The sequence below is a fragment of the Cyanobium gracile PCC 6307 genome (assembly GCF_000316515.1).
GTDB classification, from domain to species: Bacteria; Cyanobacteriota; Cyanobacteriia; order PCC-6307; family Cyanobiaceae; genus Cyanobium; species Cyanobium gracile.
In genome coordinates, this window is record NC_019675.1 from 1463346 (window position 1) to 1479560 (window position 16215).

Consider the following 16215-nt stretch of genomic DNA (forward strand, 5'->3'; position numbering starts at 1 on the left):
AACCAGGACATGCTGCCCACCAATCGTTTCGTGCCGCCCTCGGCGCTGCACACCCCCGTGCTCAAGGCGATGCAGCGGTCGGTGCGGCAGGCCGACGCCAGCGACGCCATCGCCCGGCTGCTGCCCGCCGGCGATCCCCGCGACCGTGAGCTCACGCGCCTGGTGACGGCGGTGGCCATCGACGAAATCACGGCGACGGAAGCCACCGGGGCCGTGGTCCAGGCCCTGGATCCCAGGCCATGAACGACCTGCTCGGCCAGATGGTCGGCTGGCTGCCGATGCGGGGCCGGCCCCAGGTCCTGCTCCAGCTCGCCCTGGTGGCCCTGGCCGGGCACGGGGTCGACTGGTGGGCCACCGTTTCGGGCCAAACGGCCGATCAGGGGTGCTCGAACTCTGTGCCACCGCGGCGCTGGCCCCGATCCCCCTGGGCCGCTGGATGGGCGCGAACGTGAATGTGGGCGACGTGACGCGGCGGGTGGTGGTGCTCTACCTGCTGCTGGTCGCCTCAGGGCCGCCCTGCTGGCCATCGCCGGGGGATGTCGGTGGGCCTCGGCTTCGGCGTCAAGGAGGTGTTCGGCACCTTCGTGAGCGGCCTGTGGCTGCTGTTCGAAGGTTCCCCCGCCTGATCGTGGAGCGAGCCACCGGCCCTCGCGCAGAGCAGCAGAGCACTGAACCGCCAGGGTGCGACTCCTGATGATGGGAAGGGCCCTTCCAGGCCCCATGGGTCATTTGGGTGACAAGGCTGACCTCACCCCGTCTCCGTTAAGAGTGTCAGGCAGCCACGGGGGCGGCTTGACGGGAGAAACGAACGATGTTGTTCGCTGTTACGGGTTCGCTCTGACCGAGCAGGCTTCAGTCACCCTCCTCATGCCCCGTCGAAACCATTGCAGCCCCGGGATGACGCACCGCCTGCGGGGCGGTGGGTCGGGGGAATGGAGCTGAGCGGAATCGAACCGCTGTCCGAGACACTGGTGTGGACCACCTAGTTCGTCCGAAGACGAGCCTGTTCATCCTGCCACCTCCCTGTCGGCGCAGCGGCGGCCGCCGGCGGTGGGCATCCCCGTACAGGGGGACCGCCAGCCAGCAGCATGGGTCGATGGCCAGCCCCTCCCGCTTCGACGTCATTGCCGTGGTGCCCCCGGGGCTGGAGGAGCCAGCGGCTGCGGAGGCGTCCGCCCTCGGGGCCGCCGAGGTGCGCCCCCTGCGTCGCGCCGTGGGCCTGCGGGCCGATGCGGCCACCTTCTACCGCCTGCATCTTCAGGCCCGGCTGCCGTTCCGCTTCCTGCGCCAGCTGGCCCGCTTCCCCTGCCGCGGCCGCGAGGAGCTCTACGACGGCGTGCAGCGGGCCGCCGACTGGGAGCGCTGGCTGCCGCCCCAGCTGAGCTTCCGGGTGGAGGCCAGCGGCAGTGTGCCGGGCCTCAACCACAGCCACTACAGCGCCCTGCAGGTCAAGAACGCCCTGGTCGACCGGCAGCGCCAGGTGTGGGGGTCGCGCTCCTCGGTGGACCTGGACGACCCCGACCTGGTGCTGCACCTGCACCTCAGCCCCGGGCGGCCCGGTGGCAGCGGCCCCGAGGCGGTGCTGAGCCTCGATGGCGGCGGCGCCAGCCTGCACCGGCGCGGCTACCGGGCCGCCATGGGCCTGGCCCCCCTCAAGGAGAACCTGGCCGCCGGTCTGATCGCCCACACCGGCTGGGACGGCACGGTGCCCCTGGCCGATCCCTTCTGCGGTTCCGGCACGCTGCTGATCGAGGCCGCCTGCCGCGCCCTCGGCCGTGCCCCGGGCCTGGAGCGCGCCTTCAGCCTGGAGCGCTGGCCCGATTTTGATGCCGCCCTCTGGCAGCGGGAGCGGCAGGCCGCCCTGGAGCTGGCCCGCACCGGCCTCCCCGATGGGGCGCCCCTGGCGGCCGTCGTGGGCATGGAGCGGGATCCGGCCGTGCTGGCCATGGCCCGCAGCAACGCGGCGGCGGCCGGTGTGGCCGACTGGGTCGAGCTGCAGCAGGGGGACTGCCGCGATTTCCATCCCCCCCAGACACCCGGGGTGCTGGTGTGCAACCCGCCCTACGGCGAGCGGCTCGGAGCGGACGACGACCTGGAGGCGCTCTACGGCGATCTGGGTCGGATGGTGAAGGAGCGCTGCGGCGGCTGGACCCTGTGGCTGCTGAGCGGCAACCCCGCGCTCACTGGCGCCCTGCGCATGAAGGCCAGCCGCCGGGTGCCGGTGAGCAATGGCGGCATCGACTGCCGCTGGCTCCGCTACGACATCCGCTGAGGCCGACTGCAGCGACTCCGGGCCAGCGCTGCTAGCGGTGGGTCCTGCCTCCGCCGCCGCCAGCCCCCATGGCCTCACTTTTTGAAGCGCTCAAGCAGGAGGTTCTCGCTGTCGAGAAGGATCCGGCCCTCGACACCGGTACGGCGACGGTGACCCTGCTGCAGGAGTGGCTGGCCAGCCACGAAGCCGAGATCAGCGCCCGCAAGCTGGCGGCACCGACGGAATTCAACGGCACGTTGATGCAGTGGTTCCACTGGTACAGCGATGGCGATGGCGGCCACTGGCGGCGGCTGCGCCAGGAGGCACCGGCCCTGGCCCGGGCCGGCATCACCGCCCTGTGGCTGCCGCCGGCGGGCAAGGGCGGCAGCGTGTGGGACGTGGGCTATGGCACCTACGACCTGTTCGACCTGGGCGAATTCGACCAGAAGGGCACGGTGCGCACCAAGTACGGCACCAAACAGGAGTATCTGGAGGCCATCCAGGCCTGCCGCGGGGTGGGGATCCAGGTGTACGCCGATGTGGTGTTCAACCACAAGCTCAACGCCGACGAGCAGGAGCAGTACCGGGCCACGCCCTACGACCCGGCGGACCGCAACCGGCCCCTGGGGGAGGAACGCACGATCAGCGCCTGGACCCGCTTCCGTTTCGATGGCCGCGGCAACCATTACTCATCCATGCAGTGGCACTGGTATCACTTCGACGCCGTCGACCACAACAGCCTGGATCCCGATTTCAAGGCCATCTGGCGCACCCAGGGGGCCGGATTCGAGGGCAACGTCGATCTGGAGAAGGGCAACTACGACTATCTGATGGGCAGCGACCTCAACGTGAACCACCCCGAGGTGCGCGGCGAGCTCAAGCACTGGGGCCTCTGGACCCTCGACCACGTGGGCGCGGACGGATTCCGGCTCGACGCGATCAAGCACATCGCCAGTGACTTCTTCCTCGACTGGATCAGCAGCCTGGAGGAGCACGCCCAGCGCGATCTGTTCGTGGTGGGCGAGTACTGGACCTACAACATCGAAAGCCTGCACTGGTACGCAGCCAACACCGGCGGCCACATGAGCCTGTTCGATGCGCCGCTGCACATGAATTTTCACCAGGCCAGCCGCAGCGGCGGCAACTACGACATGCGGCGCCTGCTCGATGGCACCTTGATGCAGCAGCTGCCCCTGCTGGCCGTGACTCTGGTGGAGAACCACGACACCCAGCCGCTGCAATCGCTGGAGTCGGTGGTGGAGGCCTGGTTCAAACCCCTGGCCTACGCCGTGATCCTGCTGCGCGACCAGGGCTATCCCTGCATCTTCCATGCCGATTACTACGGCGCCGACTACACCGACAGGAAAGACGGCCAGGAGTACCGGATCGTGCTGCCCAGCCACCGCTTCCTGATCGACCGCTTCCTGCTGGCCCGCGGCCACTGTGCCTACGGGCCGCAGTACGACTACCTCGACCACGTCAACACCATCGGCTGGACACGCCTGGGCACCTCCGGCCACCCTGGGGCCATGGCGGTGCTGATGAGCGACGGGCCCGCCGGCCACAAGTGGATGGAGGTGGGCAAGCGCCACACCACCTTCCGCGACCTGACCGGGCATATCCAGACGCCGATCACCACCAACGGCGACGGCTGGGCCGAATGGCACTGCCCGGGGGGCTCGGTGTCGGTGTGGGTGGAGGCGGACGCCCTGACGGCGATGGGAGTAACCCTCTGACGCCTGGGCGGGCCGTTACCGCAGCACCCGCCCCATCAACAATTGGGGCTCGACGCTCGCGACCCCCTCCAGCTCCCGCAGCCGCGCCACACACCCCAGGGCCTCGGCCAGTCCGCCACGGCGGGACCCCAGCCAGGCGGCCTCGGGGGCATGGTCGGGCACGGCGGCGATGCGGCAGCCCGCCTGCTCCAGGGCGGCCCGGTGGGCCAGCGCCGACTCCCCCGGCCGGAAGCGGATGAAGAGCTGGCCGGTGGGCACGGCCAGGGCCTCGCTACCGGGCTGGGCATAGACGGGGCTGAGCGACTGACCGGCGGCCAGGGGGGCGGCGGGGGCTCCGGGCAGCACGGCGATGGCTTCCGGCTCAAACTTCAGCAGCCCTTCGGCCGTGGGCAGGGGCTCCCCGTGGAGGGCATACCAGCCCGGTTTCTGCTCGAAGACCACCGGCTGCTCCGCGCCGACCAGGATCCGCCGGGGGAAAGCGTCGAAGGACGTCGCAGGGCCCATGGTCGTGATGGCCTGACTCCCACTCCGCGACAGGTGGACGCTAGCCAGCCGCCCATCGGCGCCATCGGGTCTCAGCTCTGAAGAAGGGTGAAGATTCCCCAGGCCTGTGACGGCAGATCACGTCCTGTTCCGCTGGCTTGAATTCGCCAGCTGATGCGCGGAGAGTGAGCGCCGCAGCGATGACACCGCGATGGTTCAGGTTCGCTACGGCGGCAAAGATGCGGCCCCCTACGCCCTCGATGTCAGCGACAATCACCTCGTGGTGCGCACCCTCAATCGCCAGGCGGTGATGCCGCAGCGGCCCTTCGAAGTGGCGACGGTCAGCGCCGAGGCGCACCGGATCCTGGCCCAGTTCGAGAGCCTGACGCGCTTCCGCGAAGCGGGGGTCGAGCTGCTGGGCACCCGGGCCCCCCAGGCCGATGGGGCCCTGCGCGATGCCGCCCGCACCCTGCTCAAGGCGGAGCCCGGCATCGACTTCGCCGGCCGCGTTCTGGTGGATGCCAACGGCAGGCCCGTGGTCTACACGGAGAATCTGTTCGTCAAGTTCGACGACGACGCCGAGCCCGAGGCCTGCGAGGGCGTGCTGCAACGCCTCGGCCTCGCCATCAAGCGTGGCCTCAGCTATGCCCGCAACGCCTACTTCGTGGCCGCTCCCGAGAACAGCGGGCTGGCGGTGTTCCAGGTCACCGAGACCCTGCTGGGCGAGGAGAGCGTCGCCCTGTGCCATCCGGAGCTGGTGAGCCCCAGCCGCCAGCGCCGCCAGGCCTTCCCGCCCGAGTGGCATCTCAAGGCCACCGCCGTCAACGGCCGGCTCGTCGATGCCCATGCCGAGGTGGAGGCGGCCTGGGCCCTCAGCGACGGCACCGGGGCGATCATCGCGGTGGTGGACGACGGCTTCGACCTTGACCACGAGGAATTCCGCTCCTCCGGCAAGGTCGTCGCCCCGAGGGATGTGACCCGCCAGAGCGGCGACCCCCGCCCCGGCCGCGGCGACGACCACGGCACGGCCTGCGCCGGGGTGGCCTGCGCCAACGGCCAGTTCGGCGCCAGCGGGGTCGCCCCCGGCGCCCGGCTGATCCCGATCCGGCTGGCCTCCGGCCTGGGCTCCCAGGCGGAGGCCGACGCCTTCGTCTGGGCGGCCCGCAACGGCGCCGATGTGATCTCCTGCAGCTGGGGCCCGCCGGACGGGGCCTGGTGGGACCCGAACGACCCGGCTCACCGCCAGGTGGTGCCCCTGCCGGATTCCACCCGCCTGGCGATCGACTTCGCCACCACCCAGGGCCGCGGCGGCAAGGGCTGCGTGGTCCTGTTCGCGGCCGGCAACGGCAACGAGAGCGTCGACAACGACGGCTATGCCAGCTACGGCAAGGTGATCGCCGTGGCGGCCTGCAACGACCAGTCCAGACGCAGCGCCTACAGCGACTTCGGCCGGGCCGTCTGGTGCAGCTTCCCCAGCAGTGACGGCCGCCCCTCCCTGACCCCCGGCATCTGGACCACCGACCGCTCTGGGGTGGCGGGCTACAACCAGGGCAGCCCCCAGAAGGGCGACCCGGCGGGCCACTACACCAATTCCTTCGGCGGCACCTCCAGCGCCTGCCCCGGCGTGGCCGGGGTGGCGGCCCTGGTGCTGGCCCGCAATCCGTCCCTGCGCTGGGACCAGGTGCGGGAGATCCTGCGACAGACCTGCGTGCGGATCGACACCGCCGGCGGCAACTACGACGCCAGTGGCCGCAGCCCTTTCTACGGCTACGGGCGGGTCAGCGCCCGCCGGGCGGTGGAGCTGGCCCGCCCGCCCCAGCCGGCGGCGGCCCTGGTATTCCAGGCGGTCCAGGACGTGCCCATCAACGACTTCCAGACCGCCACCCTCACCCTGCCGGTGGCCGCCCCGGGCCCGCTGCAGTCGATCCGGGTGGCAGTGGATCTCGACCACACCTACATCGGCGATCTGGTGGTGCGGCTGCTGCCGCCCGCCACCCTTGGGGCCGCCCCCGTGCTGCTGCACGACCGCTCCGGCGGCGGCACCGACAACCTCAAGGTCACCTACGACGCGGTCAACGCTCCCGCCCTGGCGTCCTTGAAGGGCAAGGATCCCAGCGGCACCTGGACCCTGGAGGTGTCCGACACCGCCCGGTCCGACAGGGGCACCCTGCGAAGCCTGCGGCTGGAGCTCAGTTTCTGAGCCCGCAGGGCCTCAGGACTTGCCGGTGATGGCCCGGGTGGTGCGCATCAGCCCGGCGGTGGTCTGCGGCAGGTAGGGGCCCTTGAGCATCTGGCCGCCGATGCGCAGGCTGATGCCGGCAAGAACCACATCAACGGCCGCCACGGCCGCCGCGGCCTGCAGCCAGCTCAAGGCAAAAACCTCCCGGATCCAGAGCAGCAGCACCAGCTCGGCCGCCACCAGCGCCAGGGTCATCAGGGTGAGGCCCATGCCCAGCATCACCCCACCGCCCACGAGGCGACGCTTCTCCTTGTCGGCCTCCTGCAGGGCGATGCGGACGTGCAGGTCCATCACCGAGCTGAGCAGCGCCGTGACGCGGGCGAAGTTCTGGCCGCTCATGCCGACCGCCGACCCGAGGACAGCAGCAGCCCCACCACCAGCCCCACGCCGGCGGCGATGCCGAGGGCCATCAGGGGGCGTTCCCGCACCGGCTTCTCGATCCGGGGCCGCAGGGTGGTGTTGAGGTCGTCGAGCAGGTGCTCGAGCTGATCCTCCAGGGGGCGCAACGCATCGACCACGTGCCCCGCCTGTTCACCGGTGACGTTGACCAGATCCAGCAGTTGCTGCTTGACGCCGGTGGCGGTGACGCCGCTCTGGTGGCTGATCACCTCCACCACGTGATCAAAACTGCCCCGGGTGGCCTCCAGGGTGTGGCGGGCCACTTCGGGCCACTCCTTCTGAATGCTGGGCAGCAGGGTCTCGAAGCGGTCCCGGAACTGCCTCTGCAGGCGCTGGGCGTCACCTGACCCTGTTGGCTCCGGAGCCGCGATCTGGGCAGGGTCCGGGGCGGGATGGGTGGTGTCCGTTTCCATGGGGAATCTGTTGTGAGGCCGATGTGGCTTCACCGTAGAGAGGGTGACTTGAGTTCGTCAGCACCTCGGCTAAGCTGCAGCAGCCTGATGCATGAGCCAATTGGTTCACATCAATCAGGTCGAGCTCACACATTTCAAGTCCTTCGGCGGGTCGATGACCATCCCGCTGGAAGAGGGTTTCACGGTGGTGACGGGCCCGAACGGTTCCGGCAAGAGCAACATCCTCGATGCGGTGCTCTTCTGCCTCGGCCTGGCCACCAGCCGCGGCATGCGGGCCGAGCGGCTGCCTGATCTGATCAACAGCGCCGTGCTGCGGGAGGGGAAGGCCGCCGAAACCAGCGTCACCGTCCGCTTCGACCTGGGCGACTGGCAGCCGGATGCGGCCGAGGAGGGACTGGACGTCCCCGAGCAGGGCCCCTGGCTGCAGCGGGGCCAGCGGCAATGGAGCGTCACCCGGCGGCTGCGGGTGGCCCCCGGCGGCACCTACAGCAGCAGCTTCAGTGCCGATGGGGTGCCCTGCAACCTGCAGCAGCTGCAGACCCAGCTGCGGCGCCTGCGGGTCGACCCGGAGGGCAGCAACGTCGTCATGCAGGGCGACGTCACCCGCATCGTCTCAATGAGCGCCCGCGACCGGCGCGGCATCATCGATGAGCTGGCTGGCGTCGCCCTGTTCGACTCCCGCATCGAGCAGAGCCGGGCCAAGCTCGATGAGGTGGTCGAACGGCAGGAGCGCTGTCGCATCGTCGAGCAGGAACTGCTGGCCGCTCGCCAGAAGCTCGAACGCGACTGCGCCAAGGCCCGCACCTACCAGGAGCTGCGGGAGCGCCTGCACCAGGGGCGCCTGCAGGAGCAGGTGCTGGCCTGGGAGGAGGCCCGCGCCCACGGCCTGGCCCTCGCCGGCCGCCTCGAGCGTCTCGACCACTTGCAGGAGCAGGAGCGGCAGGCGATCGCCGCCGGCGAGGCCGAGGTGGTCGCCGCCGCCGCCGCCCTCGAGCAGCTGCAGGCGGAGGTGAAGACCCTGGGCGAGGACCAGCTGCTGGCGGTGCAGGCCGAACTGGCCGGCCTCGAGAGCAGCGGCCGTGAGCTGGCCCGCCAGGCGGAGCAACACGGCCAGCAGGCCGAGGAGCTGCAGCGCCGCCGCCAGCAGCTGCAGCAGAACCAGGCGGAGCTGCGCCGGCAGCAGCAGGCCCTCGGCGAGCGGGCCGACGACGGCGCCATCGACCGCGCCGAGGCCCTCTGCCGTGACGCCGAAGCGGCGGTGGAGCTCTCCCGGCGCCGCCTCGGGGAGGTGGCCGGACGCTCCGGCAGCTGGCTGGAGGAGCAGCGGGAGCGCAGCCGTCGGCGCCAGGAGCTGCAGGAACGGCTCGCCCCCCTGCTGGCCGAACGCCAGCAGCTGGAGGAACGGCTGCGGCAGGCGGGCGAGCGGCTCGAAGAGCTCGGCGGTGAGGCGCTCCAGGAGGACGCGGCCCATGCGGAGGCCGCCGCCGCCCTGGCCGCCCTGACCGAGCAGGAGCGCAGCCTGCGGGCCGCCCTGGAGGAACGCCAGGAGCGGGCCCGGGAGCTGGCCGAGGCCGTGGCGCTGCAGCAGCGCACCCGCGTGCGGCTGGAGCAGGAACAGACCAGCCTGGAGCGGGAGATCGCTCGCCTCGACAGCCGCCGCGAGACCCTGCAGGAGAGCCGCGGCACCGGCGCCCTGCGCCTGCTGCTGGAGGCGGGGCTGGAGGGGATCCACGGCTCGGTCGCCCAGCTGGGCGAGGTGGAGGAGCGGCTGCGGGTGGCCCTGGAGGTGGCGGCCGGGGGACGCCTGGCCCAGGTGGTGGTGGAGGACGACCGCATCGCCGCCCGGGCGATCGAGCTGCTCAAGAGCCGCCGTGCCGGCCGCCTCACCTTCCTGCCCCTGAACCGCATCCGGGGCGGCAGTGGTGGCTCGGGGGGGGCGGCCCTGCAACGGGGAACCGCCGGCGGCGGTGGCGGGGCTGGCGGGCTGGTGGGGCGGGCGGTGGATCTGATCCGCCACGAGCCCGTCTACGCCGACGTGTTCCGCTACGTCTTCGGCGACACGCTGGTGTTCGCCACCCTCGCCGACGCCCGCCGGGAAATGGGCCGCTGCCGGGCCGTGACGCTCGAAGGGGAACTGCTGGAGAAGAGCGGCGCCATGACCGGCGGCAGCCTGCAGCAACGCTCGGGCCAGCTTGGCTTCGGCCGCAGCGGCGACGGTGATGAGGCCGAGCCGGTGCGGCAGCGGCTGCTGGAGCTGGGGGAGAGCCTGCTGGCCTGCCGCCGCCGCGAAGCCGAGCTGGGCCGCAGCCTGGAGGAGGCCCGCCCGGCCCTGCTGGAGCTCCAGCAGCGCCAGGCCGCCCTCCAAGCGGAGCGCAGCGCCGCCGAGCGCACCCTGGCCCCGCGGCAGCAGCGCCGCGACCAGGTGGCCGGCCGGCGGCGGCAGCTGCAGGAGGCCCACCGGGCCGACCACGGCCGGATGGAGGTGCTCGAGCAGACCCTGCCCCCCCTGCGCCAGGCCCTGACGGAGCTGGAGGAGGCCGAGCGCGTCGCCAGCGGCAACGACGACAGCGCCCGCTGGCAGGGCCTCCAGGGCGAGCTGGAGCGGGCCGACCTCGCCCTGGTGGAGGCCCGGCGCCAGCGGGACGAACTGGAGGCCGAACGGCGCGACCGGGCCCTGGGGGCGGAGCGGCTGGGCAGCCAGCTGGAGGCCCTCGCCGGGGAGGAACGGCGGCTGGTGGAGGCGGTGCAGGCCCTGGTGGCCGAGCGCCAGCTCTGGAAGGAACGCCAGCAGGCGGAGCAGGAGCGCCGCACCCTGCTGGAGCGCCAGCAGAGCGAGCTGCAGACCCGCTTCGGAGAACGGCGCCGCGCCCGTGACGGGGCCGAAGCCCACCTGGCCGGCCGGCGCCAGGCCCTGCAGCAGCGCCAGTGGGAACTGCAGCGGCGCCAGGAGGAGCGGCTGGCCCTGGCCGAGGAGCAGCGCAGCCACGGCCTGCGGCTGGCCCAGATGGAACGGGAGCTGCCCGACCCCCGCCCGGAACTGGGCGAAGAGGTGCGCGAGGCCGGCCTGGAGGCGCTGCAGCAGAGCCTGCGCAGCCTGCAGCAGCGCATGGAGGCCCTGGAGCCGGTCAACATGCTCGCCCTCGAGGAGCTGGAGCAGCTGGAGCAGCGGCTGGCCGACCTGGACGACCGGCTGGAGGTGCTCAGCAAGGAGCGGGAGGAACTGCTGCTGCGGATCGAGACCGTGGCCACCCTGCGCCAGGAGGCCTTCATGGAGGCCTTCCGGGCCGTCGACGGCCATTTCCAGACGATCTTCGCCGGCCTCTCCGACGGCGAAGGCCACCTGCAGCTGGAGAACCCGGAGCAGCCCCTCGAGGGCGGCCTGACGCTGGTGGCCCACCCCAAGGGCAAGGCGGTGCGGCGCCTGGCCTCGATGTCGGGCGGTGAGAAATCCCTGACCGCCCTCAGCTTCCTGTTCGCCCTGCAGCGCTTCCGTCCCTCGCCCTTCTATGCCCTCGACGAAGTCGACAGCTTCCTGGACGGGGTGAACGTGGAACGGTTGGCGGCCCTGATCGCCGCCCAGGCCCACCAGGCCCAGTTCATGGTGGTGAGTCACCGCCGGCCGATGATCGCCGCGGCCACCCGCACCATCGGCGTCACCCAGGCCCGCGGCTCCCATACCCAGGTGGTCGGTTTGCCGCCGGCGGCCTGAGCCGACCGCGTGGGCCACAATGGGCCGACCAGGCTGTTCCAGGCCGTGAAGTCGCTCCCGTTCCCCCTGCCGTCCAGCCCCGATCTCCGGATTTGACCTCCCCGATTCCCCCCTCCACTGAGCCCGCTGCCCCCAGCGACCGCCTCTGGCTGCGCTCCGAACTGATGGGCACCCAGGTCATCACCCGGGACACCGGCCGGCGCCTGGGTGTCGTCGGTGAGGTGGTGGTCGACATCGACCGGCGCGAAGTGATCGCCCTCGGCCTGCGGGACAACCCCCTCACCCGTTTCCTGCCGGGCCTGCCCCGCTGGATGCCGCTCGATCGCATCCGCCAGGTGGGTGACGTGATCCTGGTGGATTCGGCCGACTCCCTGGCCGAGGGCTTCAACCCCGAGCGCTACAGCAAGGTCATCAACTGCCAGGTGATCACCGAATCCGGCGAACAACTGGGCCGCGTGCTCGGCTTCAGCTTCGACATCGAGACCGGCGAACTCACCACTCTGGTGATCGGTGCCCTCGGCGTGCCCCTGCTGGGGGAAGGGGTGCTCAGCACCTGGGAGATGCCGGTGGGGGAGGTGGTCAGCAGCGGCCCGGACCGGATCATCGTCTACGAGGGAGCCGAGGAGAAGCTCAAACAGCTCGGCACGGGCCTGCTGGAAAAGCTCGGCATCGGCGGCGCCAGCTGGGAGCAGGAGGAGCGGGACCGGTTTCGCACCGGGGCCGTTCCCGCCGAGAACCAGTTGCCCGCGGGCCAGCCCACGGTCCAGGAGCAGCGCCGTATCCAGCCGGCCGCCAGCCGCAGCTTCCAGCCCGCCGAGGAGCTGGAGTACGTGGAACTGGAGGAACGGCGCGAGCGGGAGCCCCTGCGCCAGCGCCGCTACCTCGACGACGACCTGCCGGAACCGCGCCAGCGGCCCGAAGCCCGGCCGGCCGAGGCCTACGGCCGCGAGGGCGAGCGCCGGGCGCCGGAACGTGACGAGGAGCGGGGCCCGGCCGAGCGCTACCCCGAAGGGCGCTCCGATCAGGGGCGCTACAGGGAAGACCGCTACGCCGATGACCGCTACCCCGAGGAGCGCTATCGGCCCGAGCGCCGTTACGAACGGGAGCGGGATCTGGAAGAGCCACCCCGGGCCAGGGAGCCCCAGCGCGATCCCTATGCCCCCCCAGCCGAGGCCCCCCGCTCGAAAGAGCCGGTGGATGTGGAGCCCGAGATCCTCGACGACCCCTGGTGAGAGGGGAGCCGCCCCGGCTCAGCCCTCAGCGAACTGCAGCGAGGCCGAATTGACGCAGTAGCGCAGTCCGGTGGGGTTGGGCCCGTCGTTGAAGACGTGGCCGAGGTGGGCGTCGCAGGTCGCACAGCGGATCTCGGTGCGCTCCATGCCGTGGGTGCGGTCGGTGTGGGTGGTGATCGCTCCGTCGCTCACCCCCTGCCAGAAGCTGGGCCAGCCGGTGCCGGAATCGAACTTGCTGGCGGAGCTGAACAGGGGGCTGCCGCAGCAGACGCAGTGGTACATCCCGGTGGCCTTGTTGTTCCAGTAGGCGCCGGTGAAGGCACGCTCGGTGCCCCCCTCACGGGCCACCCGGTACTGCTCGGGGGTGAGCTTCGAGCGCCAGTCGGCATCTGCAGGGACGGTGCTGGCTGGGGTGGTGGCTGAGGTGGTGGAATCGCTCGGCTGCATGGTGACTTACCCCATCCGGGGCCACTGTGAAGTGGATCCTATCCAGATCGCACCGGCACCCCGGAGGGCTCCGGCGGCGGTGGCAGCAGGCCCCGCACCATGGCCGCCACCGCCGCCACGGCGCCTGGCGCCCCCCGCAGGCTGCGCAGGTCGTCGGCCATGGCCGCGAGGCGCTCCGGGTGCTCCAGCCAGTCGGCGGCCTCGGCGGCGATCTGGGCCGGTTCGATCGGCCCCACCCGCTCGGGCACCACGGCGCGGCCGGCGGAGATGTTGGGCCAGGCCAGGAAGCCGCGGTGGCGCATCCGATAGGCGGTGAGCGCCACCCCCACCAGACGCCGCAGCAGGGGCAGCCGGGCCACCAGCCCCATCCAGCCGTCCCAGGCCTGCATCACCGCCAGGTGCTGGGTGGGCACCAGCACGATCATCGGCACCGCCAGGGCCCCCAGCTCGGCGGTGTTGGCCCCCACGGTGGTGAGCGCCAGGGCGCACTGACTCAGGGCGGCATGGGCGGGATGGCGCTCCAGCAGCAGGATGCGGGTGCCGGCCGGGGTGACGATCTCGTCACCCCGGAGCTGGGGCTCGCCGGCCCCCCGCAGACGGTTCAGCGGGTTGGCGGGCCCGCCGTAGGCCAGCAGTTCCCGCACCGAGGTGGTGGGGGCCACCGGCAGCAGGAAGCGGCAGCCGGGCCGCAGGGCCGCCAGCCGGTCGGCGGTCTCGAGCAGGAAGGGCACCCCCACCAGCAACTTGGCCCGCTTCGAGCCGGGCAGCAGGGCCACCCAGTCGCCGGGCGGGAGGGGATCGTCCTGGCGGGCCAGGGTCGAGAGATCTGCCATCAGGTCCCCCACCACCGTGGCCCGCTGCCGCCAGCGGGGGGCCAGGCGGCCGGCGGCGGTGGGGCCCATCACGGCGATGCGATCGTTCCAGCGGGGCCAGCGGGCCACCCACTCGGCGTAGGTGAGGTGGCGGTAGCCCAGACGGGCGGAGAGCAGCACGGTCCAGAACTGGTCGCCGCCGAGGAACACCACCACGCCCCGCTCGGGCCAGGGGCCATGGCGGCGGGGGCGCAGCAACAGCCACCAGAACCGGGAGGCCGGCAGCACCCGCTCGAAGAGCCCCCAGGCCCGGGCCACCCGATGCTCCGCACCGGTGGCGTTGGGGCAGGGGACCAACACCAGCCGCAGGCTGGAGGGGGCGGTGGGGTCCCGGGGCCGCAGGGGCTGTAGCCGATGGAGCTGCTCGGCCAGCGGGCGCACCCAGGTGCTCAGCTCGCCCGGACCATTGCTGACCAGCACGATCGCGCTCGCGGCGGCTGGAGCGGAGACCGGCGAGGGCTGGGACAAGAGAACCGCTGGGTCCGGGGGACGGGGGCGGGAAAAGAGAAATGCGGATGGCGAGACTTGAACTCGCAAGGCCGAAGCCACACGCCCCTCAAACGTGCGTGTCTACCAATTCCACCACATCCGCGTGGTCGGAGCGGGCCGGGGCCCTCACCGACTGAGCAATATACGCACAGGCTTCCCCGGCCCCGACAACCCTGATGCAGGGGCGGCGCCGGTGAGCACTGATACAGTCCGCCCCGGCACGGCCGCACCCCCCGCCTGCCCCCATCGCCGGACCTGCACGGATGCCCATCGGCAAACTGCTGATCGCCAACCGCGGCGAAATCGCCCTCCGCATCCTGCGCAGCTGCCGGGAGCTCGGCATCGCCACGGTGGCCGTCTACAGCACCGTGGACAAGAACGCCCTGCACGTGCAGCTGGCCGATGAGGCCGTCTGTGTGGGGGAAGCCCCCAGCAGCCGCAGCTACCTCAACGTTCCCAACATCCTGGCGGCCGCCACCTCCCGCGGCGCCGACGCCATCCACCCGGGCTACGGCTTCCTGGCGGAAAACGCCGACTTCGCCGAGAAGTGCCTCGACCACGGCCTGATCTTCGTGGGCCCCTCGCCGGCCTCGATCCTGGCCATGGGCGACAAGTCGACGGCCAAGATCACCATGCAGCGGGTGGGTGTCCCCACGATCCCCGGCAGCGAGGGGCTGCTGGAGGATCCCGCCGAAGCCGCCACCCTCGCCGCGGCCATGGGCTACCCGGTGATGATCAAGGCCACCGCCGGCGGCGGCGGCCGGGGCATGCGTCTGGTGCCGGAGGCCAGCCAGCTCGAGACCCTGTTCCGGGCCGCCCAGGGGGAGGCGGAGGCCGCCTTCGGCAACCCGGGCCTCTACATGGAGAAATTCATTGACCGGCCCCGGCACGTGGAGGTGCAGGTGCTGGCCGACCGCCACGGCAACGTGGTGCACCTGGGGGAACGCGACTGCTCGATCCAGCGCCGCCACCAGAAGCTCCTGGAGGAGGCCCCCAGCCCGGGCCTCGATCCCGACCTGCGCCGCCGCATGGGCGAGGCGGCGGTGGCGGCGGCCCGCAGCATCGACTACGAGGGCGCCGGCACGGTGGAGTTCCTGGTGGACAGGAGCGGCGCCTTCTACTTCATGGAGATGAACACCCGCATCCAGGTGGAGCATCCCGTCACCGAGATGGTGACGGGCATCGACCTGATCGCCGAGCAGTTGCGCATCGCCGGCGGCGAGCCGATCTCCGTCCGCCAGGACCAGATCCACATCACCGGCCACGCCATCGAGTGCCGCATCAACGCCGAGGATCCGCGCCACAACTTCCGGCCGGCCCCGGGCAAGATCACCGGCTGGCTTCCCCCTGGCGGGCCGGGGGTGCGCATCGACAGCCACGTCTATACGGGCTACGAGATTCCGCCCTTCTATGACTCCCTGATCGGCAAGCTGATCGTCTGGGGAACCGACCGGGACCATGCGATCCGACGCATGCGCCGGGCCCTGTCGGAATGTGCCGTCACGGGGATCCCCACCACCATCGAGTTCCACCTCGCCCTGCTGGATCGCCAGGAGTTCCAGCGCGGTGAGGTCTGGACCAAGTTCGTCGAGGAGGAGATGCTCAACCGGTGAGCTGGCTGCGCAGCAGGGCCAGGGTGACCAGCCCCTGCTGACCCACCAGCAGCTCCCGCAGCAGGCTGACCAGCCCCACCCACACCACCGGCGTCACGTCGACGCCGCCGATGGGGTGGATCAGGCGGCGGGTAAAAGCCAGAACGGGCTCAGTGGGCGCCCCTACCAGCCGCATCACCCCCTTGGAGAGGTCCACGCCGGGGTACCAGGTGAGGACGATGCGGAACAGGAACAGCAGGGTCCAACCTGCCAGGACCAGCCCAAGGGCCAGGTGCAGCAGGGACAGGGGGGCCGGGGCCGTCACAAAGCTCTAAGCGTCAGAAGCCTGATCG

The 16215-nt window shown here is 71.5% G+C and carries 14 protein-coding genes and 1 tRNA gene; 8 read left to right on the forward strand and 7 right to left on the reverse strand.

From position 1 onward, the window contains the following. Positions 1 to 9 precede the first annotated feature (9 nt). From CYAGR_RS06930 to CYAGR_RS06945, 4 genes are all read left to right on the forward strand, one after another. The gene (locus CYAGR_RS06930) at positions 10 to 243 is read left to right on the forward strand and encodes a hypothetical protein (RefSeq protein WP_015109089.1); all 234 of its coding nucleotides are present in this window, start codon (positions 10 to 12) and stop codon (positions 241 to 243) included. Next, positions 240 to 452 (forward strand): hypothetical protein, encoded by a 213-nt coding sequence (locus CYAGR_RS06935; protein ID WP_043325532.1) that lies wholly within the window; start codon positions 240 to 242, stop codon positions 450 to 452. The genes CYAGR_RS06930 and CYAGR_RS06935 overlap by 4 nt, the downstream gene beginning before the upstream one ends. 644 nt (positions 453 to 1096) lie before the next feature. After that, positions 1097 to 2272, forward strand: coding sequence for a THUMP domain-containing class I SAM-dependent RNA methyltransferase (locus tag CYAGR_RS06940; protein ID WP_015109090.1), 1176 nt, complete (start codon positions 1097 to 1099; stop codon positions 2270 to 2272). A 68-nt stretch (positions 2273 to 2340) separates the two neighbouring features. After that, positions 2341 to 3987, forward strand: coding sequence for an alpha-amylase (locus tag CYAGR_RS06945; protein ID WP_015109091.1), 1647 nt, complete (start codon positions 2341 to 2343; stop codon positions 3985 to 3987). Between the two features lie 15 nt (positions 3988 to 4002). Here CYAGR_RS06945 and CYAGR_RS06950 read toward each other — a convergent pair whose 3' ends face one another. Continuing rightward, on the reverse strand, positions 4003 to 4491 hold the full coding sequence (locus CYAGR_RS06950) for a hypothetical protein (protein ID WP_015109092.1): 489 nt from the start codon (positions 4489 to 4491) through the stop codon (positions 4003 to 4005). Positions 4492 to 4681: 190 nt separating this feature from the next. Between CYAGR_RS06950 and CYAGR_RS06955 the strand changes: the two genes are divergently transcribed. Continuing rightward, positions 4682 to 6670 (forward strand): S8 family serine peptidase, encoded by a 1989-nt coding sequence (locus CYAGR_RS06955; protein ID WP_015109093.1) that lies wholly within the window; start codon positions 4682 to 4684, stop codon positions 6668 to 6670. 12 nt (positions 6671 to 6682) lie between these two features. On the opposite strand, the gene CYAGR_RS06960 is transcribed toward CYAGR_RS06955, so the two are convergent. Both CYAGR_RS06960 and CYAGR_RS06965 read right to left on the reverse strand, forming a co-directional pair. Next, positions 6683 to 7048 carry a phage holin family protein gene (locus CYAGR_RS06960; RefSeq protein ID WP_015109094.1) on the reverse strand — a complete coding sequence of 122 codons (366 nt, stop codon included), beginning with the start codon at positions 7046 to 7048 and terminating at the stop codon, positions 6683 to 6685. Then, positions 7045 to 7521: a glycine zipper domain-containing protein gene (locus tag CYAGR_RS06965; protein WP_015109095.1), complete on the reverse strand. Its 477-nt coding sequence runs from the start codon at positions 7519 to 7521 to the stop codon at positions 7045 to 7047. The genes CYAGR_RS06960 and CYAGR_RS06965 overlap by 4 nt, the downstream gene beginning before the upstream one ends. A 100-nt stretch (positions 7522 to 7621) precedes the next feature. On the opposite strand from CYAGR_RS06965, the gene smc reads away from it, so the two are divergent. Further along, positions 7622 to 11230, forward strand: coding sequence for a chromosome segregation protein SMC (smc, locus tag CYAGR_RS06970; RefSeq protein WP_043325534.1), 3609 nt, complete (start codon positions 7622 to 7624; stop codon positions 11228 to 11230). Positions 11231 to 11322: 92 nt separating this feature from the next. Next, positions 11323 to 12462 carry a PRC-barrel domain-containing protein gene (locus tag CYAGR_RS06975; RefSeq protein ID WP_015109097.1) on the forward strand — a complete coding sequence of 380 codons (1140 nt, stop codon included), beginning with the start codon at positions 11323 to 11325 and terminating at the stop codon, positions 12460 to 12462. A gap of 18 nt (positions 12463 to 12480) precedes the next feature. On the opposite strand, the gene msrB is transcribed toward CYAGR_RS06975, so the two are convergent. From msrB to CYAGR_RS06990, 3 genes are all read right to left on the reverse strand, one after another. Further along, the gene (msrB, locus tag CYAGR_RS06980; RefSeq protein ID WP_015109098.1) at positions 12481 to 12909 is read right to left on the reverse strand and encodes a peptide-methionine (R)-S-oxide reductase MsrB; all 429 of its coding nucleotides are present in this window, start codon (positions 12907 to 12909) and stop codon (positions 12481 to 12483) included. A 38-nt stretch (positions 12910 to 12947) separates the two neighbouring features. Continuing rightward, a complete protein-coding gene (locus tag CYAGR_RS06985) occupies positions 12948 to 14249 on the reverse strand; it encodes a glycosyltransferase family protein (RefSeq protein ID WP_015109099.1) in 1302 nt (433 codons plus the stop codon). A 42-nt stretch (positions 14250 to 14291) separates the two neighbouring features. Beyond that, positions 14292 to 14373, reverse strand: a tRNA-Leu gene (locus CYAGR_RS06990). Between the two features lie 160 nt (positions 14374 to 14533). Here CYAGR_RS06990 and accC point away from each other — a divergent pair. Beyond that, a complete protein-coding gene (accC, locus tag CYAGR_RS06995; protein WP_015109100.1) occupies positions 14534 to 15883 on the forward strand; it encodes an acetyl-CoA carboxylase biotin carboxylase subunit in 1350 nt (449 codons plus the stop codon). On the opposite strand, the gene CYAGR_RS07000 is transcribed toward accC, so the two are convergent. Further along, a complete protein-coding gene (locus tag CYAGR_RS07000; protein WP_015109101.1) occupies positions 15873 to 16187 on the reverse strand; it encodes a YggT family protein in 315 nt (104 codons plus the stop codon). The two genes, accC and CYAGR_RS07000, sit on opposite strands and share 11 nt — an antisense overlap. Positions 16188 to 16215: the final 28 nt, after the last annotated feature.